At 38.2% G+C, this 25,070-nt stretch carries 20 protein-coding genes and 2 pseudogenes; 8 read left to right on the top strand and 14 right to left on the bottom strand.

From position 1 onward, the window contains the following. Positions 1–77 precede the first annotated feature (77 nt). The 4 genes and pseudogenes from F967_RS02050 to F967_RS14425 form a co-directional block, all read left to right on the top strand. A complete protein-coding gene (locus tag F967_RS02050) occupies positions 78–1,229 on the top strand; it encodes a PQQ-dependent sugar dehydrogenase (RefSeq protein WP_416201994.1) in 1,152 nt (383 codons plus the stop codon). A gap of 107 nt (positions 1,230–1,336) precedes the next feature. Then, positions 1,337–1,495 (top strand): annotated as a pseudogene (locus F967_RS14430) (serine hydrolase); the annotation flags it as partial. Between the two features lie 119 nt (positions 1,496–1,614). Then, positions 1,615–2,889, top strand: a complete 1,275-nt coding sequence (locus F967_RS02045; protein ID WP_171063063.1) for a replication-associated recombination protein A — start codon at positions 1,615–1,617, stop codon at positions 2,887–2,889. A gap of 123 nt (positions 2,890–3,012) precedes the next feature. Then, a pseudogene (locus F967_RS14425) lies at positions 3,013–3,255 on the top strand (hypothetical protein); the annotation flags it as partial. A 171-nt stretch (positions 3,256–3,426) separates the two neighbouring features. Here the strand turns inward: F967_RS14425 and purC are convergent. The 3 genes from purC to dapA are packed head-to-tail and all read right to left on the bottom strand — an operon-like array spanning position 3,427 to position 5,694. Continuing rightward, positions 3,427–4,146 (bottom strand): phosphoribosylaminoimidazolesuccinocarboxamide synthase, encoded by a 720-nt coding sequence (purC, locus tag F967_RS02035; RefSeq protein ID WP_004679174.1) that lies wholly within the window; start codon positions 4,144–4,146, stop codon positions 3,427–3,429. Positions 4,147–4,182: 36 nt separating this feature from the next. Then, positions 4,183–4,785 (bottom strand): hypothetical protein, encoded by a 603-nt coding sequence (locus F967_RS02030; RefSeq protein WP_004679173.1) that lies wholly within the window; start codon positions 4,783–4,785, stop codon positions 4,183–4,185. A 15-nt stretch (positions 4,786–4,800) separates the two neighbouring features. Further along, complete coding sequence (dapA, locus tag F967_RS02025; RefSeq protein WP_004760333.1) at positions 4,801–5,694, bottom strand: 4-hydroxy-tetrahydrodipicolinate synthase; 894 nt, start codon at positions 5,692–5,694, stop codon at positions 4,801–4,803. A gap of 268 nt (positions 5,695–5,962) precedes the next feature. On the opposite strand from dapA, the gene pncA reads away from it, so the two are divergent. The 3 genes from pncA (at position 5,963) to F967_RS02010 (ending at position 8,005) form a co-directional block, all read left to right on the top strand. Beyond that, positions 5,963–6,595 (top strand): bifunctional nicotinamidase/pyrazinamidase, encoded by a 633-nt coding sequence (gene pncA / locus F967_RS02020; RefSeq protein WP_004679171.1) that lies wholly within the window; start codon positions 5,963–5,965, stop codon positions 6,593–6,595. Between the two features lie 90 nt (positions 6,596–6,685). Continuing rightward, positions 6,686–7,150, top strand: coding sequence for an Lrp/AsnC family transcriptional regulator (locus F967_RS02015; protein WP_004683644.1), 465 nt, complete (start codon positions 6,686–6,688; stop codon positions 7,148–7,150). Between the two features lie 216 nt (positions 7,151–7,366). Then, entirely contained in the window at positions 7,367–8,005 is a 639-nt protein-coding gene (locus tag F967_RS02010) for a YitT family protein (RefSeq protein WP_004683641.1), read from the top strand. Positions 8,006–8,257: 252 nt separating this feature from the next. On the opposite strand, the gene F967_RS02005 is transcribed toward F967_RS02010, so the two are convergent. Continuing rightward, positions 8,258–8,740: a hypothetical protein gene (locus F967_RS02005; RefSeq protein WP_004797846.1), complete on the bottom strand. Its 483-nt coding sequence runs from the start codon at positions 8,738–8,740 to the stop codon at positions 8,258–8,260. A gap of 89 nt (positions 8,741–8,829) precedes the next feature. Here F967_RS02005 and F967_RS02000 point away from each other — a divergent pair, with 89 nt between their 5' ends. Then, the gene (locus F967_RS02000) at positions 8,830–9,042 is read left to right on the top strand and encodes a helix-turn-helix domain-containing protein (RefSeq protein WP_004797844.1); all 213 of its coding nucleotides are present in this window, start codon (positions 8,830–8,832) and stop codon (positions 9,040–9,042) included. 3 nt (positions 9,043–9,045) lie between these two features. Here the strand turns inward: F967_RS02000 and F967_RS01995 are convergent, their stop codons facing one another. From F967_RS01995 to glmU, 10 genes are all read right to left on the bottom strand, one after another. Further along, positions 9,046–10,425, bottom strand: coding sequence for a DNA cytosine methyltransferase (locus F967_RS01995; RefSeq protein WP_004797842.1), 1,380 nt, complete (start codon positions 10,423–10,425; stop codon positions 9,046–9,048). 62 nt (positions 10,426–10,487) lie between these two features. Continuing rightward, a complete protein-coding gene (locus F967_RS01990; protein WP_004797839.1) occupies positions 10,488–11,450 on the bottom strand; it encodes a response regulator in 963 nt (320 codons plus the stop codon). A 1-nt stretch (position 11,451) separates the two neighbouring features. Further along, positions 11,452–13,914, bottom strand: a complete 2,463-nt coding sequence (locus tag F967_RS01985; protein ID WP_004797838.1) for a sensor histidine kinase — start codon at positions 13,912–13,914, stop codon at positions 11,452–11,454. Between the two features lie 88 nt (positions 13,915–14,002). Further along, a complete protein-coding gene (locus F967_RS01980) occupies positions 14,003–15,607 on the bottom strand; it encodes a Tn7-like element transposition protein TnsE (protein WP_004797836.1) in 1,605 nt (534 codons plus the stop codon). Next, the gene (locus F967_RS01975; RefSeq protein WP_034430948.1) at positions 15,600–17,123 is read right to left on the bottom strand and encodes a TnsD family Tn7-like transposition protein; all 1,524 of its coding nucleotides are present in this window, start codon (positions 17,121–17,123) and stop codon (positions 15,600–15,602) included. The genes F967_RS01980 and F967_RS01975 overlap by 8 nt, the downstream gene beginning before the upstream one ends. 13 nt (positions 17,124–17,136) lie before the next feature. Further along, a complete protein-coding gene (locus tag F967_RS01970; protein WP_004797832.1) occupies positions 17,137–18,783 on the bottom strand; it encodes an AAA family ATPase in 1,647 nt (548 codons plus the stop codon). Continuing rightward, the gene (locus F967_RS01965) at positions 18,784–20,871 is read right to left on the bottom strand and encodes a DDE-type integrase/transposase/recombinase (RefSeq protein WP_004797831.1); all 2,088 of its coding nucleotides are present in this window, start codon (positions 20,869–20,871) and stop codon (positions 18,784–18,786) included. It abuts the gene before it with no gap. After that, positions 20,855–21,688: a heteromeric transposase endonuclease subunit TnsA gene (locus tag F967_RS01960; protein ID WP_004797830.1), complete on the bottom strand. Its 834-nt coding sequence runs from the start codon at positions 21,686–21,688 to the stop codon at positions 20,855–20,857. The genes F967_RS01965 and F967_RS01960 overlap by 17 nt, the downstream gene beginning before the upstream one ends. Before the next feature lie 152 nt (positions 21,689–21,840). Further along, a complete protein-coding gene (glmS, locus tag F967_RS01955) occupies positions 21,841–23,679 on the bottom strand; it encodes a glutamine--fructose-6-phosphate transaminase (isomerizing) (protein ID WP_004769990.1) in 1,839 nt (612 codons plus the stop codon). 12 nt (positions 23,680–23,691) lie between these two features. Next, positions 23,692–25,056: a bifunctional UDP-N-acetylglucosamine diphosphorylase/glucosamine-1-phosphate N-acetyltransferase GlmU gene (glmU, locus tag F967_RS01950; RefSeq protein ID WP_004797829.1), complete on the bottom strand. Its 1,365-nt coding sequence runs from the start codon at positions 25,054–25,056 to the stop codon at positions 23,692–23,694. Positions 25,057–25,070 lie beyond the last annotated feature (14 nt).

Below are 25,070 nucleotides of genomic sequence, written 5' to 3'. Positions count from 1 at the left end.
CATTTCTACAGCATTGTTATTGGCTGATCTCCGTAAAATAAATCGTATAAACAGGGAGATAGACAGTGATTAAATGGATGGCAACCCCTTTTCTGTGCAGCAGTTTTTTATTTTTGCTGGCCTGTGGTTCCAGTGAAACCAATTCAGGAACTCCTAAACAGGACGCGGCACAAACAAGTGCCCAAAACAATATCGCACAAAGCTATCGTGTTGAAACGATTGCCCAGTTCAATGAACCGTGGGCCATCACCAGCTTGCCTGACCAGCATCTACTGATCACAGAACGTAAGGGACAATTAAAGTTATTCGATCCAAAAACCAAAAGTATTGTCAATGTCAGTGGTGTTCCTGCGGTGAGTTATGGTGGACAAGGCGGCTTGGGCGATGTCATTTTACATCCTGATTTTCAGAATAATCACTGGCTGTATTTAAGTTATGCCAGCAAAGGACAGGGTGGCTATGGAGCGGAAATTTCACGGGCAAAGCTGGATTTATCCAATCCTGCACAGCCAAAACTGACCGATTTAAAAACCATCTGGCAACAAGTGCCGAAAGTCTCAGGGCAGGGGCATTACGGCCATCGGATGATGTTTGGGCCTGATGGAAAATTATGGGTCAGTTCAGGCGAGCGACAAAAATTTGATCCTGCTCAGGATATGCAAAGCAATCTAGGTAAGGTTCTGCGTCTAAATGACGATGCTACGCCAGTCAAAGATAATCCATTTATCCAGCAAGGCGGTGTCACGGCGCAAATTTGGTCACTGGGTCATCGTAATCCACTGGGCATGGCCTTTGATCCGCAGGGGCAGCTTTGGGTGGTGGAGATGGGGCCAAAAGGCGGTGATGAGCTAAATCGTATCGTTAAAGGAGAAAATTATGGCTATCCGATTGTCTCCAATGGTGATCATTATTCAGGCTTGCCGATTCCTGATCATCATACCCGACCAGAGTTTAAGGCACCTGAGATTGACTGGACACCTGTCATCTCTCCATCCAGTCTGATGATTTATACAGGCAATCAATTTCCCTTATGGCAACAGAAAGCCCTGATTGGTGGCTTATCATCCGAGGCGATTATTGTGGTTGACCTAAATGCTAAACCCGTTAAGGAAGTGCAGCGACTGGACATGAAACAGCGTATTCGTGGCCTGCATCAGGCACAGGATGGTTCAATCTGGGTGATTGAAGATGGCCCTAAAGCAAAATTACTTAAACTGAGTGCCAAATAAACTTAATTACTGATGTTACTCAGTAAGTGCATTTTTGGGCACTTTCACCACAATATGTTGTGGTTGAATTTTTGAAAATTTACAACATATAGGCTAGGTGCGTGACATCAGTTATTTATGTACCTGAACAGCAGATGCCACAATACGCATGAGGCTATAAAAATGATCAGCCGATTCGAGTGTCAGCAGGCATGTTTGATGCTGAAGCTGATGGCATAAAAAGCACCAGCTCGGATATGCTGAAATTTCTGGATGTCCATATCAATGTGTAGCAGCTCATTGAAGCAAGCAGTGCGCAATAGAATGACGCAGTGCATGCAGATTCAAATTGTAGATTTGCGCCAGACGCAATAGACTAGGATAAAACAGCAGAAAGCCCTTGATGATGTCAGCTACGCATATTCCACTCCCTGAACGCTTACGTCCCCGTGATTTATCCGAAATCATCGGGCAGGATCATTTGCTGGGTGAACATGCACCCTTGCGTCAGATGATTGATCAGGGACATTTGCCATCGATTATTTTCTGGGGGCCGCCAGGCGTGGGTAAAACCACGATTGCCTTGTTATTGGCGCAGGCGGTGGACCGTCCTTTTATTAGCCTGTCTGCATTGAATACAGGCGTGAAAGAGCTGCGTGAAGTGATTGCTGAAAGTGGTGATCTGCTCACGCCTGTGGTGTTTATTGACGAGATTCACCGTTTTAATAAGTCGCAGCAGGATGCCTTACTGGGTGCGGTGGAGAAAGGTAAAATTACCTTGATTGGGGCCACCACTGAAAATCCATCCTTTGAGGTCAATAGCGCATTGTTGTCCCGTTGTCAGGTTTATACCTTAAATAGTTTGGATGCAGAGGCGATTCAAACCCTGATCAATAGGGCGATTCAAACTGATTCATTTTTAAAAAAACGACATATCCAGATTGAGGAATATGATGCCTTGGTTCAGTTTGCCGCAGGAGATGCCCGCAAAGCACTCAACCTGATTGACCTGATTGCCAGTACCTTTGAGCCCGATATTGAAAATATCGTGACCAATGCCATCGTGGTCAGGGTGGCACAGCAGAATATTGCGCGTTATGACAAGTCAGGCGAGCAGCACTACGACATTATCTCAGCATTTATCAAGTCGATTCGGGGCAGTGATCCAGATGCAACATTGTACTGGATGGCTCGCATGCTCAAGGGGGGCGAAGACCCTGTGTTTATCGCCCGTCGCATGTTGATTGCCGCTTCAGAAGATATTGGTAATTCCAATCCCAATGCCTTGTTGCTGGCAGGCGAATGTTTCCGTTCAGTACAGGCGGTGGGTATGCCAGAAGCTCGGATTATTCTGGGGCAATGTGCGGTGTATTTGGCCACCAGCCCGAAAAGTAACAGTACCTATTTAGCCATCAATCGCGCGCTGGAACTGGCAGATAAAACAGCGAATTTGCCTGTGCCTTTGCATTTACGCAATGCACCGACCAAGTTGATGAAACAGCAGGGCTATGGCGTGGATTATCTGTATCCACACAATTTCCCAGAGCATTTTGTGATGCAGGAATATCTGCCGCCTGAGTTAAAAGGCACTAAGCTGTATGAATCTGCCAGAAACAAGCGTGAAGTTGAGGGCGAACGTTTGCAGCAACGTCGTTGGCAGCAGGAACAGCAGCAGCAATAACTCTGAGCTGGTCTGGGTCTATAATGTAGCAGGCAAATGGACAGATATTTTTATAGTGATACTAGACACTTCATATAAAACAACGCATCATCGCCGTTTATCACGGATGATAAAGTTCCATCAATGTCCACCCAAAAAATTAATGCTGCGGAAAGTATACGGGGCCTTGCCTGTCTTGCGGTGGTGTTGTCACACCTGTCGCTGACATTCTTTCCACAACTTCATAATTTTGGTGAAAGTGCGGTTCCGCAATATGCTCTTTTCGCCCAGTTGCACAACTCGCCGCTGGCATTTTTCTATTCAGGAACAGGCGCGGTTTTTGTGTTCTTTGTCCTGAGTGGTGCGGGACTATGGGCAAGTCTTTTTACCGTGATCATGAGTATTATGCTGGCATATCCGTATAGCCGTTATGTGGATGATGCAGCAATCAAGATTTCAAACCAATTGGCGAGTCGGTTCTAGGTTCAATTGACCGATAATAAAAAAACCAGCCTAAATGGCTGGTTTTTTATATGAAAACTTAAGCTCTATAAAAGCTTAGATATCATCTAGGTTGATGCCCAAACGTGCAGCAACTTCTTCATAGGCCTCAACTACACCACCTAAACCCTGACGGAAACGGTCTTTATCCAGTTTTTTCTTGGTGTCTTTATCCCATAAACGGCAACCGTCTGGAGAGAACTCATCACCTAGTACAATACGGTCATGGAACACACCAAACTCAAGTTTAAAGTCAACCAGAATCATGTTGCCTGCGTCGAACAATGCCTTAAGCACATCATTCACCTGATAAGTCAGCTCTTTCATTTTTTCAAGCTGTTCAGCATTCGCCCAACCCAACGCAATCGCCTGAGACTCGTTCACCATTGGATCGCCAAGCGCATCGTCCTTAAAGAACAATTCGAAAGTTGGTGGCGTCAGTTCCTTGCCTTCCTCAACACCCAAGCGACGGCACAGTGAACCCGCAGCATAGTTACGAATCACACATTCAACTGGAATCATCTGGAGTTTCTTAACCAGCACTTCAGTTGGAGAAAGCAGTTTTTCAAAATGCGTCTCAATGCCAGCTTCAGCCAGTTTTTCCATGATAAAGGCGTTAAAACGGTTGTTGACCTTGCCTTTACGATCTAGTTGTTCGATTTTTTCGCCATTGAACGCAGAGGCATCATCACGAAAGACTAAAATCAGGTGGTCAGCATGATCTGTTTCATAGACAGATTTTGCTTTACCAGTATAGAGCAAGGTTTGTTTTAACATGGGGGAACCTTTATTTAGAAAATGCCTAGTCAACCACTAGGCTGGCCAATTTTGGTAAATCTGGGTTAACACTTCCGTTGCCGTGGCTTGGTCTGCAAAGGTGGTGTCAAGTTTAAACAGGGCAACAGTGTTGCTTGTGCCTACGGCAGAGAGCTTGAGCAGGTAGTTCTGGTCGCCTACCTTGATGGTTGCCTCATAACCATTCTCCGCCTGTGAAACCACCTTGTAGTTGAGGCTGCTCAAGGTTGCAAAGGTATACTGCCAGGCGGTTGCGGTTGGTCCATCTACCTTAAGCAGTGGATTCTTGTTGCCATCCATCACCAGTTGTGGACGACCTAAAGTCGCAGTTGTGCTTGCAGCAGGATTGCCTGAACTCTGCATTGCCTCTGGACGGGGAAGCGCATAACGGTTGCCCGTCTTGTTTACAAAATTTGGCGCATGCTCGATGGCAAGCGCGTCAACCGTAGGAGCTGGATACAATGGTGTAAATGGTCTGACCGTTGCATTGTCAGGGAATTTGAGGGGTTCAAGTGCCTGCGCCTTTTTATAATCCAGAGAATGGTTATTCAGGGCAAAACGACCACAACCAGCCAAACTTAAAGCTGAAATGACCAGGACAACACCAAGACGTAATTGCATCATAAATTGCTCGTATTAGATAATTCCCGCAACTTTTAAACCATTGCGAAGAGGTTCACGATATTGTTCCGCAAGCGGGGTCAAAGGCAGGCGAATGCCTGTACCTATGTAGCCCATCTCATGCAACGCCCATTTCACAGGAATTGGGTTTGATTCGCAAAACAAAATATTGTGTAGATTTGCAATTTGCTGATTCAGGTCTTGCGCTTTCGCCTGTTCTCCCGCCAGTGCGGCCTCACACACTTCACTCATTTGCTTAGGTGCAACATTTGCGGTGACGGAAATATTGCCTTTGGCACCCAGCAGAATCAGTTCCCATGCGGTTGCGTCATCACCTGAATAAACGGCGATCTTGCCATTTAGACCGTTAATGAGTGCCTTGCCACGAGGAATGTCACCCGTTGCATCCTTAATGCCGACGATGTTCTTGACATCAGCAAGGCGGATCACTGTCTCATTTTGCATGTCGACACCAGTACGGCCTGGAACATTGTAAAGAATCTGTGGAATTTCAACCGCTTCAGCAATGGCTTTATAGTGCTGGTATAAGCCTTCCTGTGTCGGTTTATTATAGTAAGGCGTGACCAAAAGCGCTGCATCAGCGCCAACATCTTTGGCTGCCTGAGTCAGTTCAATCGCTTCACGTGTCGAATTCGCACCTGTTCCAGCAATGATCGGAATGCGTTTATTGGCAACACGGATCACTTCCTGAATGACCTTGATATGTTCTTCCATACTCAAAGTTGAGGCTTCGCCTGTTGTGCCGACAGCGACAATGCTATGTGTGCCTTGCTGGATGTGCCACTCAACAAGCTTCTCAAGACTCTTCCAATCCACACCACCATCTTCAAACATAGGGGTAACGATTGCGACAATTGAGCCTTGAATATTCTGTGCTAGCTGAGTCATTTTAAAAAAATATCCTATTTTCCCATCCGAATTTGAAGTGAATAAAAAACGAAATAATGGATGGTTGCAGTATTTTGATTGGTCATTCAGCAATGAGCTTGGTTGAATGACAATTATGCAAATTATGACTGATCGAGCGCATAAGAACAATATGCTTTAGTCAAACTGTGGAAAACTTTAATTCATCTCGATAAAAATTCAGGAAACAGTGGCGGTAAAGTCAGCAGCAGGGTAAGGTAAAAACAGCAGCTTAAGGTTGAATTATAAAATGCAGAAACATTCCAGACATAGCGCATTGATCGTGGTCGATGTCCAAAATGGCTTTACGCCTGGCGGTAATCTGGCGGTCGCCGATGCGGACCAGATTATTCCATTGATTAATCAGTTGGCGCAGCAGTTCGATACGGTTGTGCTGACACAGGACTGGCATCCTGAACAGCATATTTCCTTTGCGGAAAACCATAAGGATAAAGTGCCCTTTGAAACGGTTGAACTGGCTTATGGTACGCAGGTGCTATGGCCAAAACACTGTGTGCAGGGCAGCCATGATGCTGAATTTCATCCGAGCCTCAATATTCCAGCCGCGCAGTTGATTATCCGTAAGGGCTTTCATCCAGATATTGATAGCTATTCCGCCTTTATGGAGGCTGATCGCAAGACACCCACAGGTCTCAATGGCTATTTAAAGGAACATCAGGTGGATACCGTTTATATTGTTGGAATTGCCACGGACTTCTGTGTGGCATGGACGGCTTTGGATGCTGTACATTTTGGCTTTAAAACCTATGTGGTTGAGGATGCCTGTAAGGCGATTGACTTGAATGGCTCACTGCAAAAGGCCTGGCAGGAAATGTCTGGGCAGGGGGTTCAGCGGATACAGTCATCCAACCTGCTTGCCTAGGCTTGTGACGGCCATGCTAAAAACGTAAACTTTTGTTCACGAGTAAATGCCTTATTGTATTTGCGGACTAGAATAGTAATAGAGGGTGTTATGACTGAAGAAATAGATAATTTTGACCGCAAAATTATTCATCACCTCCAGCTTAATGGACGTTTGGCCAATCAGCAACTCGCTGAGTTGGTGGGCTTGTCTACTTCCCAGTGTTCACGCCGTCGGATTAACCTCGAACAGAAGAAAATTATCACAGGCTATTATGCGCAGATTGCCCTGGATGCTGACCCAACGCCGATTATGGGGATTATTGAGGTGAAATTGCAGAATTATAATGATGCAACCCATGATCGTTTTGTTGAGTTTCTTTTGCATGAGCCCGCAGTTAAAGATATTCATAAACTCACAGGCAGTTATGATTTTGTACTTAAAGTTGCGGTCAAGAGTTTGGATGAAATGGTGAAATTAATTGGTACTTTGTCATCCAGTAACTTTGGAGTCAGTAATTTAAATACATCTATTGTTTTAGAAAAATTAAAGGAAAATGGCATTGCGATTAAATAATAAATACTTTGCTACCCTTATAATGCCAGTCAAGATAACGTTATCACAGCGCAAACTTTTTGTATTTTAATGTGTTATTTTAATTATAAATTGCATTTATGATAAAAATATAATAATAAATTGCGTAAAAACTATAAAAATGATCAAATATATCAATCCGCATCCACATTCAGGATGCTCTCCCTGCTGTTGTCTTCTTTCTTGAGTTATACCGTTATGAGTACTGATCAACATGTATCTTTGCTAAGCCCAGCCGTGCCTGTGGTAGACCAACACTCAAGAGTGGAGGACGCTCTGGCGATGTTGATTGGAACATTTATTTTATCGTTTGCCATGACCCTGTTGCAGCAGGCAGGCATTATGACAGGTGGAACGGCAGGATTGTCGTTGTTGATTCACTACATCACTGACATCAAGTTTGGCATCTTATTTTTCTTGATCAACATTCCATTTTACTATTTTGCCTATAAAAAGATGGGTATTGCCCTTGTGGTGAAAACCTTTGTCGCGGTGGCATTACTGGCTGGGTTTACAGAAACCATTCCCCATTTCTTTCAGTTGTCAGAGGTCAATCCAATCTATGCCACGATTTTTGCCAATGTGCTAATGGGGGTAAGTTTCCTGATCCTGTTTCGGCATCGTTCAAGTCTGGGTGGCATCAACCTGCTTGCGCTGTATTTGCAGGAACATTTCAAGATTCCAGCTGGAAAGGTACAGATGGGAATTGATGTGGCGATCTTATTAACATCACTGTTTTTTGTGGACTGGAAACTGGTTTTAATTTCTATTTTAGGTGCGGTAATCCTGAATTCAATTATTTTGCTAAATCATAAAAATAGTCGTTATGTGGCATAAAATAAATTTTTTAAATTCTTAATTTATAGTTGAAAATGATGGTAAAGGGTAGAAGAAAGGCGAACTGTACGAGAGTAATAAAGTTTCATACTGATCCGGTCGTATCTCATTGATATTTCGAATTCGCATTAAAGGGAAGAAAAAATAAAGTTTCATACTCAGCTTTATCTTTTCTTCTACTTTAACTTTTTTATCGAGTAATAAAGTTTCATACTGAAATGAAACCTTAGGCTCGTTAAATCTACTTTCATATCATATTAGTGATGTTAAAAAATCATTGTATGCTTTCATTTTTTCGATATCTTGAAGTAATTGGTTTTTTCTTCTCAAGATTTCAGTTTTTAGTTCAGGAAAGTCTATCAGAGCTTGTTCAGAAGCTTTGATTTGGTTTTCATATATCTTTTGCTTTTCTTTTAATTGTTTGGTCTTGAATTCAAGTTTTCCTAAATCATGTTTAACGGTTTGAATTTCAAATTGCTTTCTAAATGTAGCCATACTTTTTGTTTCAGCAAATGTTGAAAGTCTTGGATTGTCTGAATGGATGCTTTTGACCAGATGACCTTGTTTTACAAGCTTTCTGAGAAGTCTATAAAGGTGTTGTTGATCGATTTGTTGCTTTTCTTCTTTAGAAAAATTCAAAGTGTTCCAAATTTTGTTTGATGTCCATCCATCAATTTGGTTTTTGTCTAGAAGAACAAGAAAAGATTGAAAGATAGGAGAAGTTATTTGTTTCATGGCAGAAAACTAGAAAATTTAAAAAGAGGATTATAATCCGTGGATATATAGTCCTCAAATAGTGATAGTTCTGTTTTTTAAGCATTTGAATGTTTATGTCAGAACTTACTATTCAATTTGGTCAATTAGTCCGCAAATATAGAAAAGAAAGAAACATGTCACAAGAACAATTGGCATTGCTCTGTAATATTGATAGAAGTTATTTAGGACGGATTGAAAGAGGTGAGGTTAATCTAACTTTGGAAAAAATCTATGAACTGGCAAATGCTTTAGAAACTTTACCCTCTAAATTACTGCCTTGATTTTCAGCTATTATCTTTCTGATAATTAAGTAACTCTATTTTTAGTTCATGACAAATATTATTAAATTCATTTAATAAAAATAACCCAATACCCTCTGCCATTAATGGAGGAATGGCGTTGCCGACTTGAGTGTACTTGGGACAGCTTACTTTTCTTCTTTCTCCACCAGTTGTGTAAGGGCCATGAAATTCGAACCAATCGGGAAATGATTGTAAACGAGCACATTCCCGAACAGTTAAGATACGAGGTTCGTCATAGTGTAATAAATCATCTGGTAATGTTGTTATAGTTGGAGCACATTCTGATGGATCTAAAACTTTGGTAATCTGCTTTTTAGTATTGAAAGTATCTAATACATAATCTTTTGGCAGAGTTCGCATTCTTCTTAATTGATATTTTTCAGATAGTTTAGGGTTATTTAAATCACTTAAAATTCTTTTAAATTTATTCTTTATAATAGGAGTATGGTTAGCTAAGCGTAAACCTGTTGGTAAAAAATCTTCAGTAAGTCCATCCCTCATTAAATCAATATAACTTCTATTTAAATTTTCAGGACAATGCGTACTAGATATTTGTAAGAACCTATCACTTGGAATATCAGTGACATTTTTTAATTTATAAGCACGGTTATATTTGCTTAACGTTTTTAAATCAGCAATAGCTTCTTGAGCAGAAACTTTGATCGGCAAATTTTTCTTAGCTTTAAAGTTTTTAGCAAATAGATTAAATTTCTCTTCAAATAAGGGAGTTACATTTTTGCTGAAATCTAATATTTGTTTTTTAGATAAAGATGGATTGACTCCAATTATCTCTTCAATATTAATACCAAATAATATGAATCGAATCCGATGTTGAGGGACTCCCCATACAGAACAGTCTTCAATAAATGTTATTGGCAGATAGCCCAATTCTGCTAAGTTACTTTTGATGCTATTAGCCGTGGCTGGTTGATCTTTAATTTTATATGTTATTCCTTTAACATTTTCCATTAAAATAATCTTGGGGCGGACTAAAGAGACAACTTTTAAATAGTCGTATACCAGTTTGCTTCTAGGATCATTTGGATCTCGTCTTCCAGCTGTTGAAAACCCTTGACATGGTGGACCACCTACTACCAAATCAACAATTTTATCTTTCCCTAATTGAGCTAAATAATCCTTTTTTTCTTCTAAGACTTCATGAATATCATGGTGTTGTATAGAAATTTGAGAAGAATCCCAATTGAAAGTATTTTTCAAATTTGGATTAGGTATAACAAGATTGTTTTTTAAACTAAGAAAGGCATCTGTATTCTTTTCAATGGCAAAAAGACCTGTCAAACCAGCATTTAGTAGTCCTAACGAGAGTCCGCCACAGCCAGAAAACAAGTCTATAAAGTGCATAATAGGTTCTTATATTAGAATTTCAAGAGAAGTGTAATGGATTTATGATTCAAGCACCAGGACTATTCACGTTGGACTTCTTCAAGGTTACCATTAATAAGCAAATTTTTAAGATCGTTAAAATTATCTCGGTGATTTAATAAGTTTTGACGTAACAATTTAAATTCATTTTCGCCATACAGCTTATCACCTACCTTAAAAACAGTTTTTCCATTTTCTTCTGTTGGTTTTACATGCGCCAGCTCATTTCTTGGTACTATAACGTCTTCACTGTATTTTTTTAAGACTTCTAATATATTCGTTATATTATATTTGTCTTCTAAATCTTCCAACATTTTTTTTAAAACTTCGTATTTTATGAAACTGCTGCATGCTCTATGATTCATAAGAGCTTCGAAATTACAACCAGATTCATTATTAATGATATTACTTATTTGAGTATCATTTTTTACACTTAAAGTTGAAATCCTCTCTTGGATGAATGAGTAAATGAGTTTTCTTTTTTCACTGCAATCAATTTTAGATTCAAGATTTTTTGTTAAATCACTAATTGATTCATCAAATTCACTTACAACCTCCATTACAATTCCGCGCATATGATTAATATCAAGAATTTTACGTATTCTATTTTGTATGATCTCGAATGATTCACCTTGTAAATTATTTCTATTAATACAAAAGACACCATCCACGTGATAGTCAAACATGAACTGGCGTAAATTATGAGGTGAGGCTGAACTGTAAAAAATAATATCTGTTAGTAAATTTGAACGTCTAAGCTTTTTTGCAATATCAGCACCATTGAAGCTATCTTTACCTAAATCATAATCAAGTAAGATGAGATCAAAGTTATTAACTATATTCTTTATATTGCCGAAAGTATTATTGAGGTCGCTTCCAGGTTTAATCCATTGTACTTTTAAATTAAAGCCTAGACGACTTAATCTAGTAGATAGACCTTTTGCTACTTCCTCAACATTATTTTGCTGATCTTCAAACCACAATATCTGGTAATCTAAACGCATCTTATACTAGCCTAATTATAAATTGACAACCATTATGGTAGTCTTCGTTTAAAGAAATACTTCCACCCATTTGCTCTATAATAAATTTCACATGATAGAGACCAAGCCCAGAACCATCAGTAGTACTGAAGCCTTTCTCAAATATTCTATTTTTTTCATATGAGTCTATGCCTTGACCATCATCGGTTATAGAAATTTCAATTTGTTTTGAGCCTATTTTTTTAAAGCTAAAATTAACAGTAGTTGCTCTAGCCTTACGTGAATTATGTACAAGATTGTCAATGACCATTGAAAGTTCAATCGGTAGAAATGTTCTTTCAAATGAGTCAATATCAGTATCAAAAGTAATCTTTAATGTATCGCCAGTATATATACTACAAATTGCTAACAAGTATTCTTCAAAAAAATTAACTAAGTTGGCAGTAATTTGTTCTGATTGAATTCTAAAATTAGCCTGCGTTGCAAATCTGGAGACCGATAATGTTTGTTGGTTTTTGAATGTTAGTCTTTCAAATATATTAATTAATTCTTCTTTAGTGAATTTTTCATCATGATTTAGTTTATCAATTTGGTTTGTAAGAATAGTATGAATAGTTGAAGCGTAAATTCCAATTTGGTGCATGAGATTAACAATATTATCTTTATCTAATGATGAATTAGCTGTTAGAAATAGATTTCTTTTCTTCTCTTCTTCATATGCTAGAGAAACTTTTTCTTTTTCAGATAAAGCTTCTTGTTTCTCTTCTTCAGCCTGTTTTGTTGCCTCTTCAGCCGCCTGCTTCTGTTTTTCAGCTTCCTGGCGTTCTTTATTTGCTTTTCTTGCTTCTTCTTCAGCTAGTCTTCTGGCTTCTACAGCTTCTACAGCCTCCTTTTTAGCTTGTATTTCGGCTTGTTTAAGCTCTAAATATCTCTGTTCAGCTTTATTAACTTTTTCCCATAGTTCTCTATTATTAGATTTGCGGGCAACTGCTTTTAAGCCTTCAATAGACTCTTCAAATTCTTTTGATTTCTCATTAAGTATCGTAATTAAATTTTCACTATATTCTAATAATTCTATTTTTTTTGAATTAGCTAGTTTCGAAACAATTTGTATAATGCGTGCTTTAGCAAGATCTGTATTTAATCTTTCAGGAGTATCTAATTCTCTATCAAGACTATCTTTCCAAGTAACATCAACGATATAGCTTTCTAATCGTTTAATACATTTTTCCATAAAGCATTCTTCTAATTGAAGATATGCTGGCGTTTCAATTAGTCCTTGATCTCTGCTGGTTGCTTCCTTAAATTGTTCTTCAGTACCTTTTACATCAATTTTTCCTATAACATCACGTGTACCTAAATATCTGGCATAACCTTGTTGCTTTCTTCTATCCAGATGAAAAGTATCATCCCCCTCATTACCAATAGGGTAGACGCGAAAGCCATTACGAAACACAAAAATTGATCCAAACGATACTGATGCTAGGCCCATTCGTCGTTTAAATGTTTGTTTTGCTGCTGTATTTAAATAGTAAATACTAGATGAAAATTCTGAATTTTTTATATTTGTGTAATCATTAGGTTCTTTAATTTTATATATTAATTCCCCACGATCTCTAAGGGTCGAAGTAATGGTTTCACCATTATCGGTAAAGTTAACATCCAAGTAAGTTGATTTAGATTGTAATGTATCAAAAATAAAATTTTGGATCGAGCCATTTACTAAAGGTATATATTCATCTGAGTTTTTTTTATCTTGGTATTCTTTATTATCCTTATCTATTTCGTCAGGAGCATAAATAATAATTTCGAAATCACTTTCTTGCTTAAATGGGTTAATAAGTTTCGCTAAAGAATTTTTAAGATCTAGTAGTTTTTTTCTATCCCAAACTTCACGTAAATTTTTTATTTCGATAATTGTTCCATGTTCTGGAATTTTTAAAGACTTATTTAATGAGAATTTATTGAATAAATCATAGGAGTAATCAATATTTTCTAGATGAAATCTAGAATCAGAGCTATTATAGACCTTTATTGATTCGAATCGCTTGAGATCATCCGATTCAAACATATCCCATTCAATATCCAAAATCTCACTATGGTCTAAAGCATCTTTATGTATTGTTTGAAGCTTTAGACTTGTTCCTAATCTATCACAAGAAAACCTTCCTACCCCTTTACTACCAGCGAAACTTTTATTCGTAACAATATGACGATAGTCAGTATGATTTAGCTGATTTTCTTTTTTCTTTTCCGAATAAGCAACAAATAACCACTTGTTGACCAAATCATCGTATGTCATGCCATGACCATCATCAATGATCATGATTCGTTCTTTATCGAAATAGAGTTGAACTTTTTTAGCATCAGCATCAAATGAATTTTTTACTAATTCAAAAATAGCTACGGTATCGTTAATAATTAAATCACGACCAATAATATTTTTTAACCCCGAACTAACCTTAAAATTTAATTGATTAGTCATAAAATTTCCTTAACTTCCAAATCGGCAGTTAGCCAAATAGTCTTTTTATCAATCGATTATCAGTGTTTAGTATAACAGTAATTTTGCCCTACGATAAAATATTAGATTCTAAACGTTCCATCCATCCTTTTAATTCTTGTTCGGATATTTCCTGTTTTTTTGCATTCATCCGAGGATGATTAAGCGTCTTATTTTTATAGCAAATATTTTTAAAAATTCCTTTTGGCCAGCGTAAGCATTGAGTGACTATCAGCTCAAGTACTTTTGCACGATCAATTTGATTCCATTGATTCAAGTCTTTAAGTGATAAAACCCGAGTTGAAAGTGGTTTCTTATTGTCAGAAGTATCAACCTCTAAGATCACAATATTTTGATTATTAAGCTGGAAACTGACTTCTGCGACACATCTAGGATTACCATCAGTCTTTATATGTTTGGAGTGGCCTTGAATGTTAGGTAATTTGTGAAGTTGAAAGCTAAAATTTTTAACCGATTTTTCTTTGCAAAATAAATCAATCATTTGTTGAAATGCAGAGAAACGATCAAGATACAAATGAAGATCTTCAGTTTCATCTTCAACACCATTAAATTCAGCAGAGGGGACAGAGCCTTCAGAAATAGTTTCGTTGGTACTAACTTCAGATGATGGATTTGTAGATAGGAAATCTTGATCTTTTGCACCATGATTTCTATGCCTAGTTTTTTTAGAAGTTTTCCTTGTTTCAATGGCTTCTAGGAAGTCGAAGTGTGTCGGTACAACATCTATGATTTGAACATCATCGCTATTACCATCTTCCTCATCTTTGATGGTCGGTTCCTTTCCATTATTTTTAGTTCCTGAAGAGTTTTCACTTTTCCCCCCTGATTTAGACTCAATGAATTTATCGCTATAGAACTCAACTTCTTTAGAAATTCGACTTGAGATTTTTTCAAAACCTGATATTTCATTGACAAAAAACTCTGAAGTTTCAGCCTTGTAATAGCCATATGAATCAAAAATCACTCCATTCAGTTGAGGCGGATTAAAACAAAAACTCCATATACGGTATTGGTCAACGTCATAGCCATATTTGGTACAAAACTGACTGATACTTTCAAAAGATTGTCGAATATCAGGATCAAGAAGAATCCAAGATAAGATGCGTCGAATACCTGAATCATTGAAATGAGAAATAGGGTATGAGCAAGCTGGTAAAATATTGATGAGGTAGTGATCTCGATTTGAAACAATATCGAAATCGATACTCAAACTATTCTCTATAATTGCTGATCTTGCTAAATATGGAGTGTAGAAAAACAGAGATCGAGCAAGTTCAAATTGTGGAAGTTTAATTTTGATCTTTTCAGACATTGGCTGACCGAATTGATCCACACGGACTGCATCAAACAAGAAATAATGCTCTACAAACTTTCCTTTTGATAAGTTTGTATTATTGACAGAGGATAGCCAATCTTGAGTTGAACTAATTTTAAAGCGTAAATTGTAGCCTTTGGGATATTCTTGAGTGGGATTGATGTGACTATTTTTTCTTAATAATTTTGCATTAGAAAAATTAGTGAAAGTCGTCTCACATATTTTATTTTCATTTTCCAAAGCTAGATTTATTGCCCAACTGCCTGAGTTATGTTTTTTAAATAAAGAACTAATCTTTTTTATTTTCATGTTCTTAGCAATGTGACTTATCTTAGCCATGATTAATCCTTTTCATTTGATTTAGGAATTTGAGAGCTTCATCTGTTAATCGTTCTTCACTTAATCCTGAATATCGTAATAATTGCCAACTCGCTTGGTGTTGATTATTTTTTTGAAATTGAATAATTGTTCGAGTGATTCTTCGGATTTGATAAGAGCTAATATCTTCTGAAAAAGTACTCAAAAATTTATGTGTTAAGGGCAGCTGATATAGGTTTTTCTCTACGGTAGAGTGTTGCGGTAGTTGTTTGAGATACCAGTTTCTAGATTGCCTAGGTAAACTCAAATCGTCTAATGATTGATAGAATATTTTGAATAATCGCCTCACCATGTCCCAATCCCTCAGAGGCCAATCTACTTTCTTTGGAATACTTGTGGGCAAAGCGTGAAAGCTTTTATTTTTTGTGAGTAACCAAGTTCTATCATTGCGATAAAGCCATGCATATAAGGCTGCATTTTTGACTCTAGATGGCTTTATTCCAAAATTTTTAATCAAAGACATCCATTCATTACGTTTTTCTTTGAGTATCAATATGTCTTTGTATTTAGTTCTTTCACTAGGTGTATCAGTATTCGAGTGCTTAGCAGGTAATTGATGAATTTCATCCAGAATGGCTACCCATGTCCAGCATTTAGGTAAAAACGTCTCTAAGACAATAATATGTTCAAGATAACTGAATGACTTACGATGCTTTCTAAAAATAGCTCTAAGCCAACATGTTTCAGACTCCAGTTCATCTAGGTGATGTTGCTGTAACCATTTTAAATCCCATGTTTTTATAACTGCTACATGAATTTTTGAATGATCAATGTGTTTAAAACCTCTGTTGAAACCTAATCGTTTTGCAGTACGCTGATAGAATTGACTCCATTGATGAAAGGTAGGTGATGTTGTTGGAGGAAGGTTTAACAGCTCATCAACACGCCTACTCACGATTAGATCTAACTCATGAGCAGGGGTATAAGGTTGCTTGCGATCCAAGATAAAACTTGCAGGAATAAATTGATGTCGTCCATTCAAATGGGCTGGTGGTAAAAATTCTGACAATGTAACTTTATGTTTGCTACAGCAATTCGCGCCTTGAATGTACCAAAGTCTTGACCAAAAAAATTCTCCATATTGGTGATATTGTTCTTCTAAGCAATGATGACAATAGCGATGAGTTGTTATCTGCTTAACTTTGGATGCCGCAACTCCTAATGCTAAATGGATAGAACCTTTTGATTGACTCCCCATCCAGTGAAGGCATTTTAACCGTGTATTTTCAGGAGAAAATAGAGCGTGGATTGGAAAAAGAGTATGTTCATAAACAATCTTTTCAAGTGTGTAGTTCGGTGATAAATGCGTTAACAGGCATATGAGATGGCTAGGTAAATCAATCGTGGCAATAACCTTACGATTAGCAAATACTTCTTCAAGTAATTGCTTAGGGCTTGTAATAGCATGATGAATTCCAGCTCTAGCTATCGTGCTATAAATTAATTCATTGGGATATGGTGTAGGAAAATTCAACATGCCAATTTCACTATTACATTGATTGCACCCAAGTTTGAGTATCAAAAATTAAATCGCTCGATTGAAGAACGTCATAAAAATTTTGGGATTTTTGCTTTTGAGAAAACTTAAACCTTAAATCATCTGACGGTAAGCTTATCCATTCACTTTGTTTTATTTTTCTGAGATTCATTTTTTCTGGTTTTGTTTCTTTATTCGCCTCAACTTCAGTGAGCCAATTCGAAACGATAGGCATGAGCTCTTGCATATTGAGATGAGGGAAATCGACAAAGGCTTTTTTGATTACAGAAATTACTTTAGATTCTGGATATCCAGTGGCAATCAGTAGATTATGCAATCTTTGTGCATGTACATTTCCATTATATTGTTCAACGTTTTCTTGTTCTTCTTCTATTTTTTTCTGAAGTAGAAGTAATGTTTTGTCCACATATGGAATAGTTAAGTCAGAATAAAGTGCAATGCGATTAGGATCCCCAGACTTAAGCGCTTCTATCATTGGATGGACAAATTTAAGTTCATCCTCATAGACTTGTCTAAGCAAACTCGGCGTTATTCTTTCTAGTCCTGTCATGATCGCTCGGCATTGAGCCAAAACAAAAAGTTTAACGACTATATCCAGTACGCCCTGAGACAGTTCATACCAACAGTCTCGAATTTCTTCACTGAGTTGTGCTTTATTGGTTAGCCATTGGTATTTCCATAGGGCATTGGTGAAAGCCATCCATTCTGTTCTAGTTGCGGTATTTGATAATGGGGGATTGTTCTTCATAGGTTCCCATATAACAGCTCCGAAACCAGCCCCACGGCGCGCTGAACGCAGATCTCCATCAAATATAAATTTGGCTTTGGGTGTGCCGACCATAACCACTGGCAAACCTACAACATTGATTAAGGTGACAAAGAAGTTCAGCATTTTTTCAGCACCACCTGAATTTTTAACACTCAGGTGTTGGATTTCATCAATGACGAGTACACCAATAGCATAGGTATTGGTAATTTGACGCATATAGTTTAGTAGAGCTTCGATTCCTAATCTTTTTAAGGCAACTTTTCTTTCAAAATCTGTTCCTAATGCAACATCAATTGCCTTAAAGAAATGCAAACATAGATTTTTTAATGAGCCATCATGAGGGCAGTCTATTTTGAGATAAACGAGTTGAGTGAAGTTATATTTTTCATGATAAATCACTTGAGGATACAGGTTCAGAATTCGCTGTAGAGTTGTACTTTTGCCACTTCCTGAACAACCGATCAGTGAATAGCTTAAAGCTGTAGATTTTGGCGCATCAAAACGAAAGGCATTAATATCTCCCGAGATAATACGCTCATAACCGTTTTGCAAATGTTGGTGCAATTTCCCATCAGCAATATTGCGCCCGACATAGCCTTGACGAATTAATATTGCAATTTTTTGTTCTAATGAAATATGCCGAGTAATCGGTTGAAAAAATTGATGAAGAAGTTGAGATGAAAGATGAATTCTTTCGTTCTTAGATCTCAGAATATCCTCAGGGTTAAAGTCCACCTTACCAATCAGATTAGCTTTGATATCTGCAATTTCTTGCATGATTGGTGGTAGAGCTTCAATAAATGGATTGTCTTTATATTCACCAAAACTAGGCGTGTAACGTGCTTGAATAAAATTTAATGGCAAAGTCATTTAGTCATCCTCACCAAATAATTCGTCTGTTAAGTCTGGATAATGAACCGCTTCAGCATCTTGAGGCTTAATTGAGGTTTTCAGTTTAGGCATTGGAATAATATTTGTATCCACTATTTCTTGCTGTTTTACCTTAGCTTTGCGTTCAATATTTTTTTCTTTTGCTTTATTTTTAGTGATTTCAGCGATTCGTTGAGATGGTTTAATTGGGCTCTTCAGATGCTTAGTATTAAGTTTCTCACTGATAAATACTTCAAGCTCTCTTCGTTTTTTTGAAGCCTCTAGTTCGTGCTGTACAAGGTGCTCTTTTTGGGCTTTTTGCCTTTCTTTAACTTCCCACAAAGTACAATCCATAAATTCTCTCGATCGATCGGAGAGAGACCCTATCCAGTATTCAAGACTACTATCTTTTGGAAAAATATAAATTTTATTCATTGAGTAGGGATCATAGGCAGCTTCAAAATTTTGAGGACGAGAACTTTGTGTCTTACGGTGTAACCAACCAAGATCGAGTACTTCTTTGGCTAGGTAGTAAAGACCAAATGCTTTGATGCCTAAGTCTGATATTGTGATTTTAGTACGTGGCAATAATGCAATTCTTAGTGCTTCCTCTGGAACACTCCTCAATTTTCCAGTTCTGTTTTGAATACCCCAATTCCATAAATGTAAGGGAATGGTTGGTAAGTCATTAGGCATGTCTGGCTCACGATCATACGTCTTTAGCACATGAAATTGATTATGCGAGATGATGCAGGCAAGAATGATTTCAGTAAATTGGTGAATATTTAATGTGGCATCTTGACGGTAATCATTACCACCAGTCTTTTTTACAGTGGTGCCTTCAACAACACCTTTTCCCTTACCTTCTTTTTTAAAATAAGCCTGATATGTATTGAAAGCTTGTTCCACGATGCCTTTAGCATCACCACGTCTTGCTGGCGCATTTTCGAGTCTTACAGCGAAAGTTTTTTCTAAAGCTTCAATTTGATAGCCGAGTAGTTCTCCTCGATCCGCGAGTAAAGCATCAGGTAAACCAACAGCTGGCCAATCCTCTGGCTGAATTAAGATCCCATACTCAGCACAATACTGAACCTTATCGGTCATCGCTATATTCAATGCTTGTATTGCAGCTAAATATGAAGGTGATTCAAAACCTATATAAAAGCCTGCGACTAATCTACTGAAGACGTCAATCACAAAGTAAATGGTGGGTCTACCAACGATACTTTCTGGATTTGAATTTGAAACAAGATAAATATCAGCGATCGTGGCATCAATTTCATAACGTGCACCAGGGCCTAAGGCTTGAGCGTTAGATGTTGATTGCAAAGGACGATAGTCTTTGCGGTAGTTGGATGTACTAATACGAGCTTTTATGCTTTCAATTTTTTTGAATTCTTTTTCGTAGTAATACTTAAACTGCCATATTGTTGGGATATCTGATTCGGCTGTATCAGGATAGAGATTTTTATATGTGGTTTGAAATTTTCGATATACAAATGGGAGTGAATGTTTATTGTCTTTTAAAAAGAATAATTTAATGGTTCGATAGAAAAGTTTTTCAATGTTTTCATTAACATTAATGCCTTGTTCACTATTATAGATACGAGGTCGACCTAATTTTTTGTCTTTAGCTGTTCTTTTTTGACCCTTAGCTCCACTATTTCTGTAATCAGGAAGCAATGCATTAGGAGTTTGTCCTCTTTGCCAATATCTGCGAGCTAAGCGATAAATAGTTTGTTTGGTGACTTCATGTTGATTCATGATTTCACTAATTATTTTTCCTCTTTGTACTGGAATATAAAATAATTCATGAGAGATCAGAGGATAAATAAGGGCATAATTTTGGTCACGTTTTATTTCTTGTGCTGATTCCTTCTCAGGCTGAATGAAAGCAAGTGACTCATGTGGGTCTATTGCTCTTTCAATACTGCCATCTTCCAAACCTTTTAAGATTTCTGTTCTACTAACTTCAATTGGAAAAGCATTTTCCAAGTCAAGACTAATCCAAATCACAGAGTCAGGTAGGATAGTTAAAATCCTAAATAAAGAGCTTTCAAAATTTAATACTTCATTGATTTTCAGCATGAAGTACCTCATTCCAAATATTAAGCTCGCCCAATTGAATATGGTCTGTATTTAAATCCTTAAAAGAAATATTAAGATCAAATATGAAATACCTTTGAGCAAGCAAGTCTCTAATTTCTCTTAACGATTGTCCTAACTCAAAATGATACTTTTGATCAATGGTTCTCGCTAATTCATTAATCTTTTTAGATTTATTTTTAATGAAAATATCTGCATAAAAGTTAAGTTTATCTAACGTATTTTGTTCACTTAGTTCCAGAGTATTTATTGAACTGTATAACCATTGAATGTTCTGGCTGACAGTTTTAGGAACTTGGTGCTCGGTAAAAATATAAAAAGGTATGTTTTGCTGTTTCCAATATTGTCGCTCAATTTCTATTTTTTCTATTGTGCGTGGATCATTGAGAGCATTTGAATACTTAACTTGGACTACAAATTTAGGTGTTATTGAATTATGTGTATCCACTAAAAAATCACTTGTCATGATTTGATAATGTTTCCCAAATCTAGGGTGAGGGATTCCAATTGTCTTCGCAATTTCTAGAGTTTGTTCGAGGTCTAAGGGATATTGTTCTCGAATATCGATAGTCGTTGAATGCCATTCTAGTAATAGAAAAGTAGAAAGTTCTAGATCAGAGAGAAGGTGATAAGTTCTTTGGCTTTTATGACCAAAAACTCGGTGAGATCGACCTTCTGAACTCACATCTCGAATTGTGAGCCAAGGTTTATAGCTATTTCCAAAACCCTGTCCTCGTCCTTCTTTAATCCATTTTTGAATTTTGAGTTCATGATTTTGTGTGTTCTTAAAGTTGGCCATAAAAAAATCCACACATCATGTTGTTTAGAGCATAGCTTGTGTGGATTTTTTGAGCAATTCAGTATTACACTTTATTACTCAGTATGAGACTTTATTACTTAGTATGAAACTTTATTACTCTCATACACGAACCTTCCTTCTACTTTATCATTTTATTCTACAGTCACACTCTTCGCTAAATTACGTGGCTGATCGACATCAGTTCCGCGTAATACAGCGACATGATATGACAGAAGCTGTACAGGGATACTGTAAACAATTGGCGCCAGCCATTCATTGACAGATGGAATGTGAACCACATGCTGACGGTCTTTACCGTGAATACCACTGTCTTGGTCAGCAAATACAAACAGCTCACCGCCACGAGCCTGAACTTCTTCCATGTTCGACTTGAGTTTATCCAACATCTCATCCTGAGGAGCTAGGATCACCACAGGCATTTCATTATCGACTAGAGCCAATGGGCCATGTTTCAGTTCGCCTGCTGCATAACCTTCGGCATGAATATATGAAATTTCTTTCAATTTCAATGCACCTTCCAGCGCGATTGGGAAATGTGTGCCACGTCCCAGGAAAAGGCAATGGTTTTTCTCAACAAAGAGGGTCGAGAGACGCAAAATCTCAGTATTATGCTGCAAAGTATCCAGAATCACTTTTGGACAATGCCATAATGCTTCCACAATCTCATTCAACTGATCTGTCGCAAGCTGCTGTTTGACTTGACCAATTTTGAGAATGAGCAACATTAATGCGGCAAGCTGTGTGGTAAATGCTTTTGTTGAAGCAACCCCGATTTCAGGACCAGCCAGTGTCAATAAATGATGATTGGTTTCGCGCACCATCGATGAGGTGGCAACGTTACAGATTGTCATGGTGGTGATGTCAAGGTTTTGTACCTTGGCGCGTTTTTGTGTTTCACGTAACGCTGCCAGTGTATCTGCTGTTTCACCAGACTGGGAAATACAGATATACAGTGTATTGGCCACAATCACTGGCGTGCGGTAACGGAATTCACTGGCGATCTCGACCTGGCAAGGTACACCGATCAACTGTTCAAACCAGTACTTGGCAATCATGCCCGCATGATAACTGGTGCCACAGGCAATAATCTGGACTTGCTGGATTTTGTCAAAATCCGCATTGGCATGATTAAGGAAATCGTCACGTAACGTATTACCATTCAATGCCTGGGAAATCGTTTGTTGAATTGCTTCTGGCTGCTCATAGATTTCCTTGAGCATATAATGCTTATATTCACCTTTAGACGCATTGCTAATCGTGGCATCCAGTTCTTTGACAGGACGTTCGACCAGTTCACCATTGACAAACACTTCAATACTGGTACGGGTTAAACGGGCAATGTCGCCTTCTTCCAGATAAACAAAACGATTGGTTACAGGCAATAAAGCCAATTGATCAGAACTAATAAAGTTTTCACCAATCCCGACTCCGATCACCAGAGGGGAACCCTCCCGTACAGTGATCAACTCATCGGTATGACCCGTATGAATAACCCCCAGTGCATAGGCACCTTTAAGGCGAGGAACAATATTCTGTACGGCTTCAAGTAAACTATCGGTTTGCTTAAGTGCATCATGCACTAAATGTGCAACCACTTCGGTATCGGTCTGGGACGTAAAGATATAGCCCAAAGCCTGTAATTCTTCTTTGAGTTCCTGATAATTTTCAATAATACCATTGTGTACAACAGCCACATCACCTGAAACATGTGGATGAGCATTATCTTCAGTCGGTTTACCATGGGTTGCCCAACGGGTATGTGCAATACCTACATGACCAGTCAAATGCTGCTCAGATACTGCTTCAGCTAAATTTGCAACTTTACCTACACGACGTTCGCGTAAGATTTGTTGATTATTCAATAACGCTAAACCCGCAGAGTCATAACCGCGATATTCAAGACGTTTTAATCCTTCAATCAGAATATCAGTTACACATCGTTCAGCAACGCCACCAACAATACCACACATAATTTTATCCTCTTATTTTTTCAGCTTTTGGGGACGTTGATAATTTGCTTTCTCAAACTGTTTAGATCGTTCGACAGCTAAACTATGCTCAGCCACATTTCGAGTTAAGGTTGAGCCTGCACCTGTGGTTGCACCTTGAGCAATTTTAATTGGTGCAACCAATGAGTTATTGGTACCAATAAATACATTGTCTTCAATAACAGTACGATGTTTATTTGCGCCATCATAATTACAAGTGATTGTCCCTGCACCAATATTACAATCCGCACCGATGTCAGCATCACCCAGATAAGTAAAGTGATTGGCTTTAGAACCGAGTCCAATATTTGAATTTTTAACTTCGACGAAGTTGCCAATATGCACATCATTGGCCAGATTTGTGCCAGGACGTAAACGGGCAAAAGGCCCAATCTGGGTATTTTCACCCACAACCGCATTTTCAAAAATGCTATAGGCCTGAACTTTGGTACCTGCGGCAATACGGGTATTTTTTAAAATACAGCCTGCGCCAAGTTGAACGTTGTCACCTAATTCGCAATCACCTTCAATAATGACATTGACATCAATTTGTACATCTTGACCACATTTCACAGTTCCACGCAGGTCAAAACGATTTGGATCAATTAAATGTACGCCTTGTTGCATCAATTCTTTTGCTTGTTGTTGCTGAAATTGACGTTCCAAAGTTGCAAGTTGTATGCGGTCATTCACACCATCAACTTCAAACGCAAAATCTGGTTCAACTGAGGCAACTTCCAGACCATCCGCAATCGCCATCGCAACAATATCGGTCAGGTAATATTCACCTTGCGCATTTTCATTGGAAAGTTTTGGTAGCCATTGATGCAGCTTGGCATTGCTAACGCAATAAATGCCTGTATTGATTTCCTGAATCTGGCGCTGTTCTTGATTGGCATCTTTATGTTCAACAATGGCCTGAATTTTACCGTCTTGGCGGACAATGCGACCATAACCTGTTGCATCTTCTACGGTAAGCGTAACTAAGCCAATGCCTGTCTGAGTAGAGGCATCTAATAGTTTTTGTAGGGTATTTGCATGAATACAAGGTACATCACCCGATAAAATCAGCGAAATACCGTCTTGAGGTAAAACAGGTAATGTCATTTGCACTGCATGACCTGTGCCCAATTGTTCGGCTTGTTCAACCCACTCAACCTGTTCATTGGCAAAACTTTGCTTAACCAGCTCACCGCCATGTCCATAAATGGTAATAATGTTTTCAGCATGCAATTTTTTTGCGGTTTGAATCACATGTCCTAAAAGTGGTCGACCTGCAAGGGGTTGTAGTACTTTTGGTATTTGTGAACGCATTCGCGTTCCTTTCCCTGCGGCAAGAATAATAACAGTTGTTGACATAACTAACCCTAATA

The sequence above is a fragment of the Acinetobacter sp. CIP 102637 genome, from assembly GCF_000368425.1.
Lineage (GTDB): Bacteria > Pseudomonadota > Gammaproteobacteria > Pseudomonadales > Moraxellaceae > Acinetobacter > Acinetobacter parvus.
The sequence above is the reverse complement of the archived record's forward strand: the minus strand, read 5'-3'. Positions and strand labels throughout refer to the sequence as shown.

Bases quoted from the DNA above. Each gene is read 5' to 3' on its own strand.
- F967_RS01965 (WP_004797831.1), bottom strand. From the start codon at position 20,871: ATGCTGAAAATCAATGAAGTATTAAATTTTGAAAGCTCTTTATTTAGG.
- dapA (WP_004760333.1), bottom strand. From the start codon at position 5,694: ATGACTCAGCTAGCACAGAATATTCAAGGCTCAATTGTCGCAATCGTT.
- F967_RS01975 (WP_034430948.1), bottom strand. From the start codon at position 17,123: ATGTTGAATTTTCCTACACCATATCCCAATGAATTAATTTATAGCACG.
- F967_RS01985 (WP_004797838.1), bottom strand. From the start codon at position 13,914: ATGACTAATCAATTAAATTTTAAGGTTAGTTCGGGGTTAAAAAATATT.
- F967_RS02045 (WP_171063063.1), top strand. From the start codon at position 1,615: ATGTCAGCTACGCATATTCCACTCCCTGAACGCTTACGTCCCCGTGAT.
- F967_RS01995 (WP_004797842.1), bottom strand. From the start codon at position 10,425: ATGCACTTTATAGACTTGTTTTCTGGCTGTGGCGGACTCTCGTTAGGA.
- F967_RS01990 (WP_004797839.1), bottom strand. From the start codon at position 11,450: ATGCGTTTAGATTACCAGATATTGTGGTTTGAAGATCAGCAAAATAAT.
- purC (WP_004679174.1), bottom strand. From the start codon at position 4,146: ATGTTAAAACAAACCTTGCTCTATACTGGTAAAGCAAAATCTGTCTAT.
- F967_RS02050 (WP_416201994.1), top strand. From the start codon at position 78: ATGGCAACCCCTTTTCTGTGCAGCAGTTTTTTATTTTTGCTGGCCTGT.
- F967_RS01960 (WP_004797830.1), bottom strand. From the start codon at position 21,688: ATGGCCAACTTTAAGAACACACAAAATCATGAACTCAAAATTCAAAAA.
- glmS (WP_004769990.1), bottom strand. From the start codon at position 23,679: ATGTGTGGTATTGTTGGTGGCGTTGCTGAACGATGTGTAACTGATATT.
- F967_RS02010 (WP_004683641.1), top strand. From the start codon at position 7,367: ATGAGTACTGATCAACATGTATCTTTGCTAAGCCCAGCCGTGCCTGTG.
- glmU (WP_004797829.1), bottom strand. From the start codon at position 25,056: ATGTCAACAACTGTTATTATTCTTGCCGCAGGGAAAGGAACGCGAATG.
- F967_RS02015 (WP_004683644.1), top strand. From the start codon at position 6,686: ATGACTGAAGAAATAGATAATTTTGACCGCAAAATTATTCATCACCTC.
- F967_RS02005 (WP_004797846.1), bottom strand. From the start codon at position 8,740: ATGAAACAAATAACTTCTCCTATCTTTCAATCTTTTCTTGTTCTTCTA.
- F967_RS02000 (WP_004797844.1), top strand. From the start codon at position 8,830: ATGTTTATGTCAGAACTTACTATTCAATTTGGTCAATTAGTCCGCAAA.
- pncA (WP_004679171.1), top strand. From the start codon at position 5,963: ATGCAGAAACATTCCAGACATAGCGCATTGATCGTGGTCGATGTCCAA.
- F967_RS01980 (WP_004797836.1), bottom strand. From the start codon at position 15,607: ATGGCTAAGATAAGTCACATTGCTAAGAACATGAAAATAAAAAAGATT.
- F967_RS02030 (WP_004679173.1), bottom strand. From the start codon at position 4,785: ATGCAATTACGTCTTGGTGTTGTCCTGGTCATTTCAGCTTTAAGTTTG.
- F967_RS01970 (WP_004797832.1), bottom strand. From the start codon at position 18,783: ATGACTTTGCCATTAAATTTTATTCAAGCACGTTACACGCCTAGTTTT.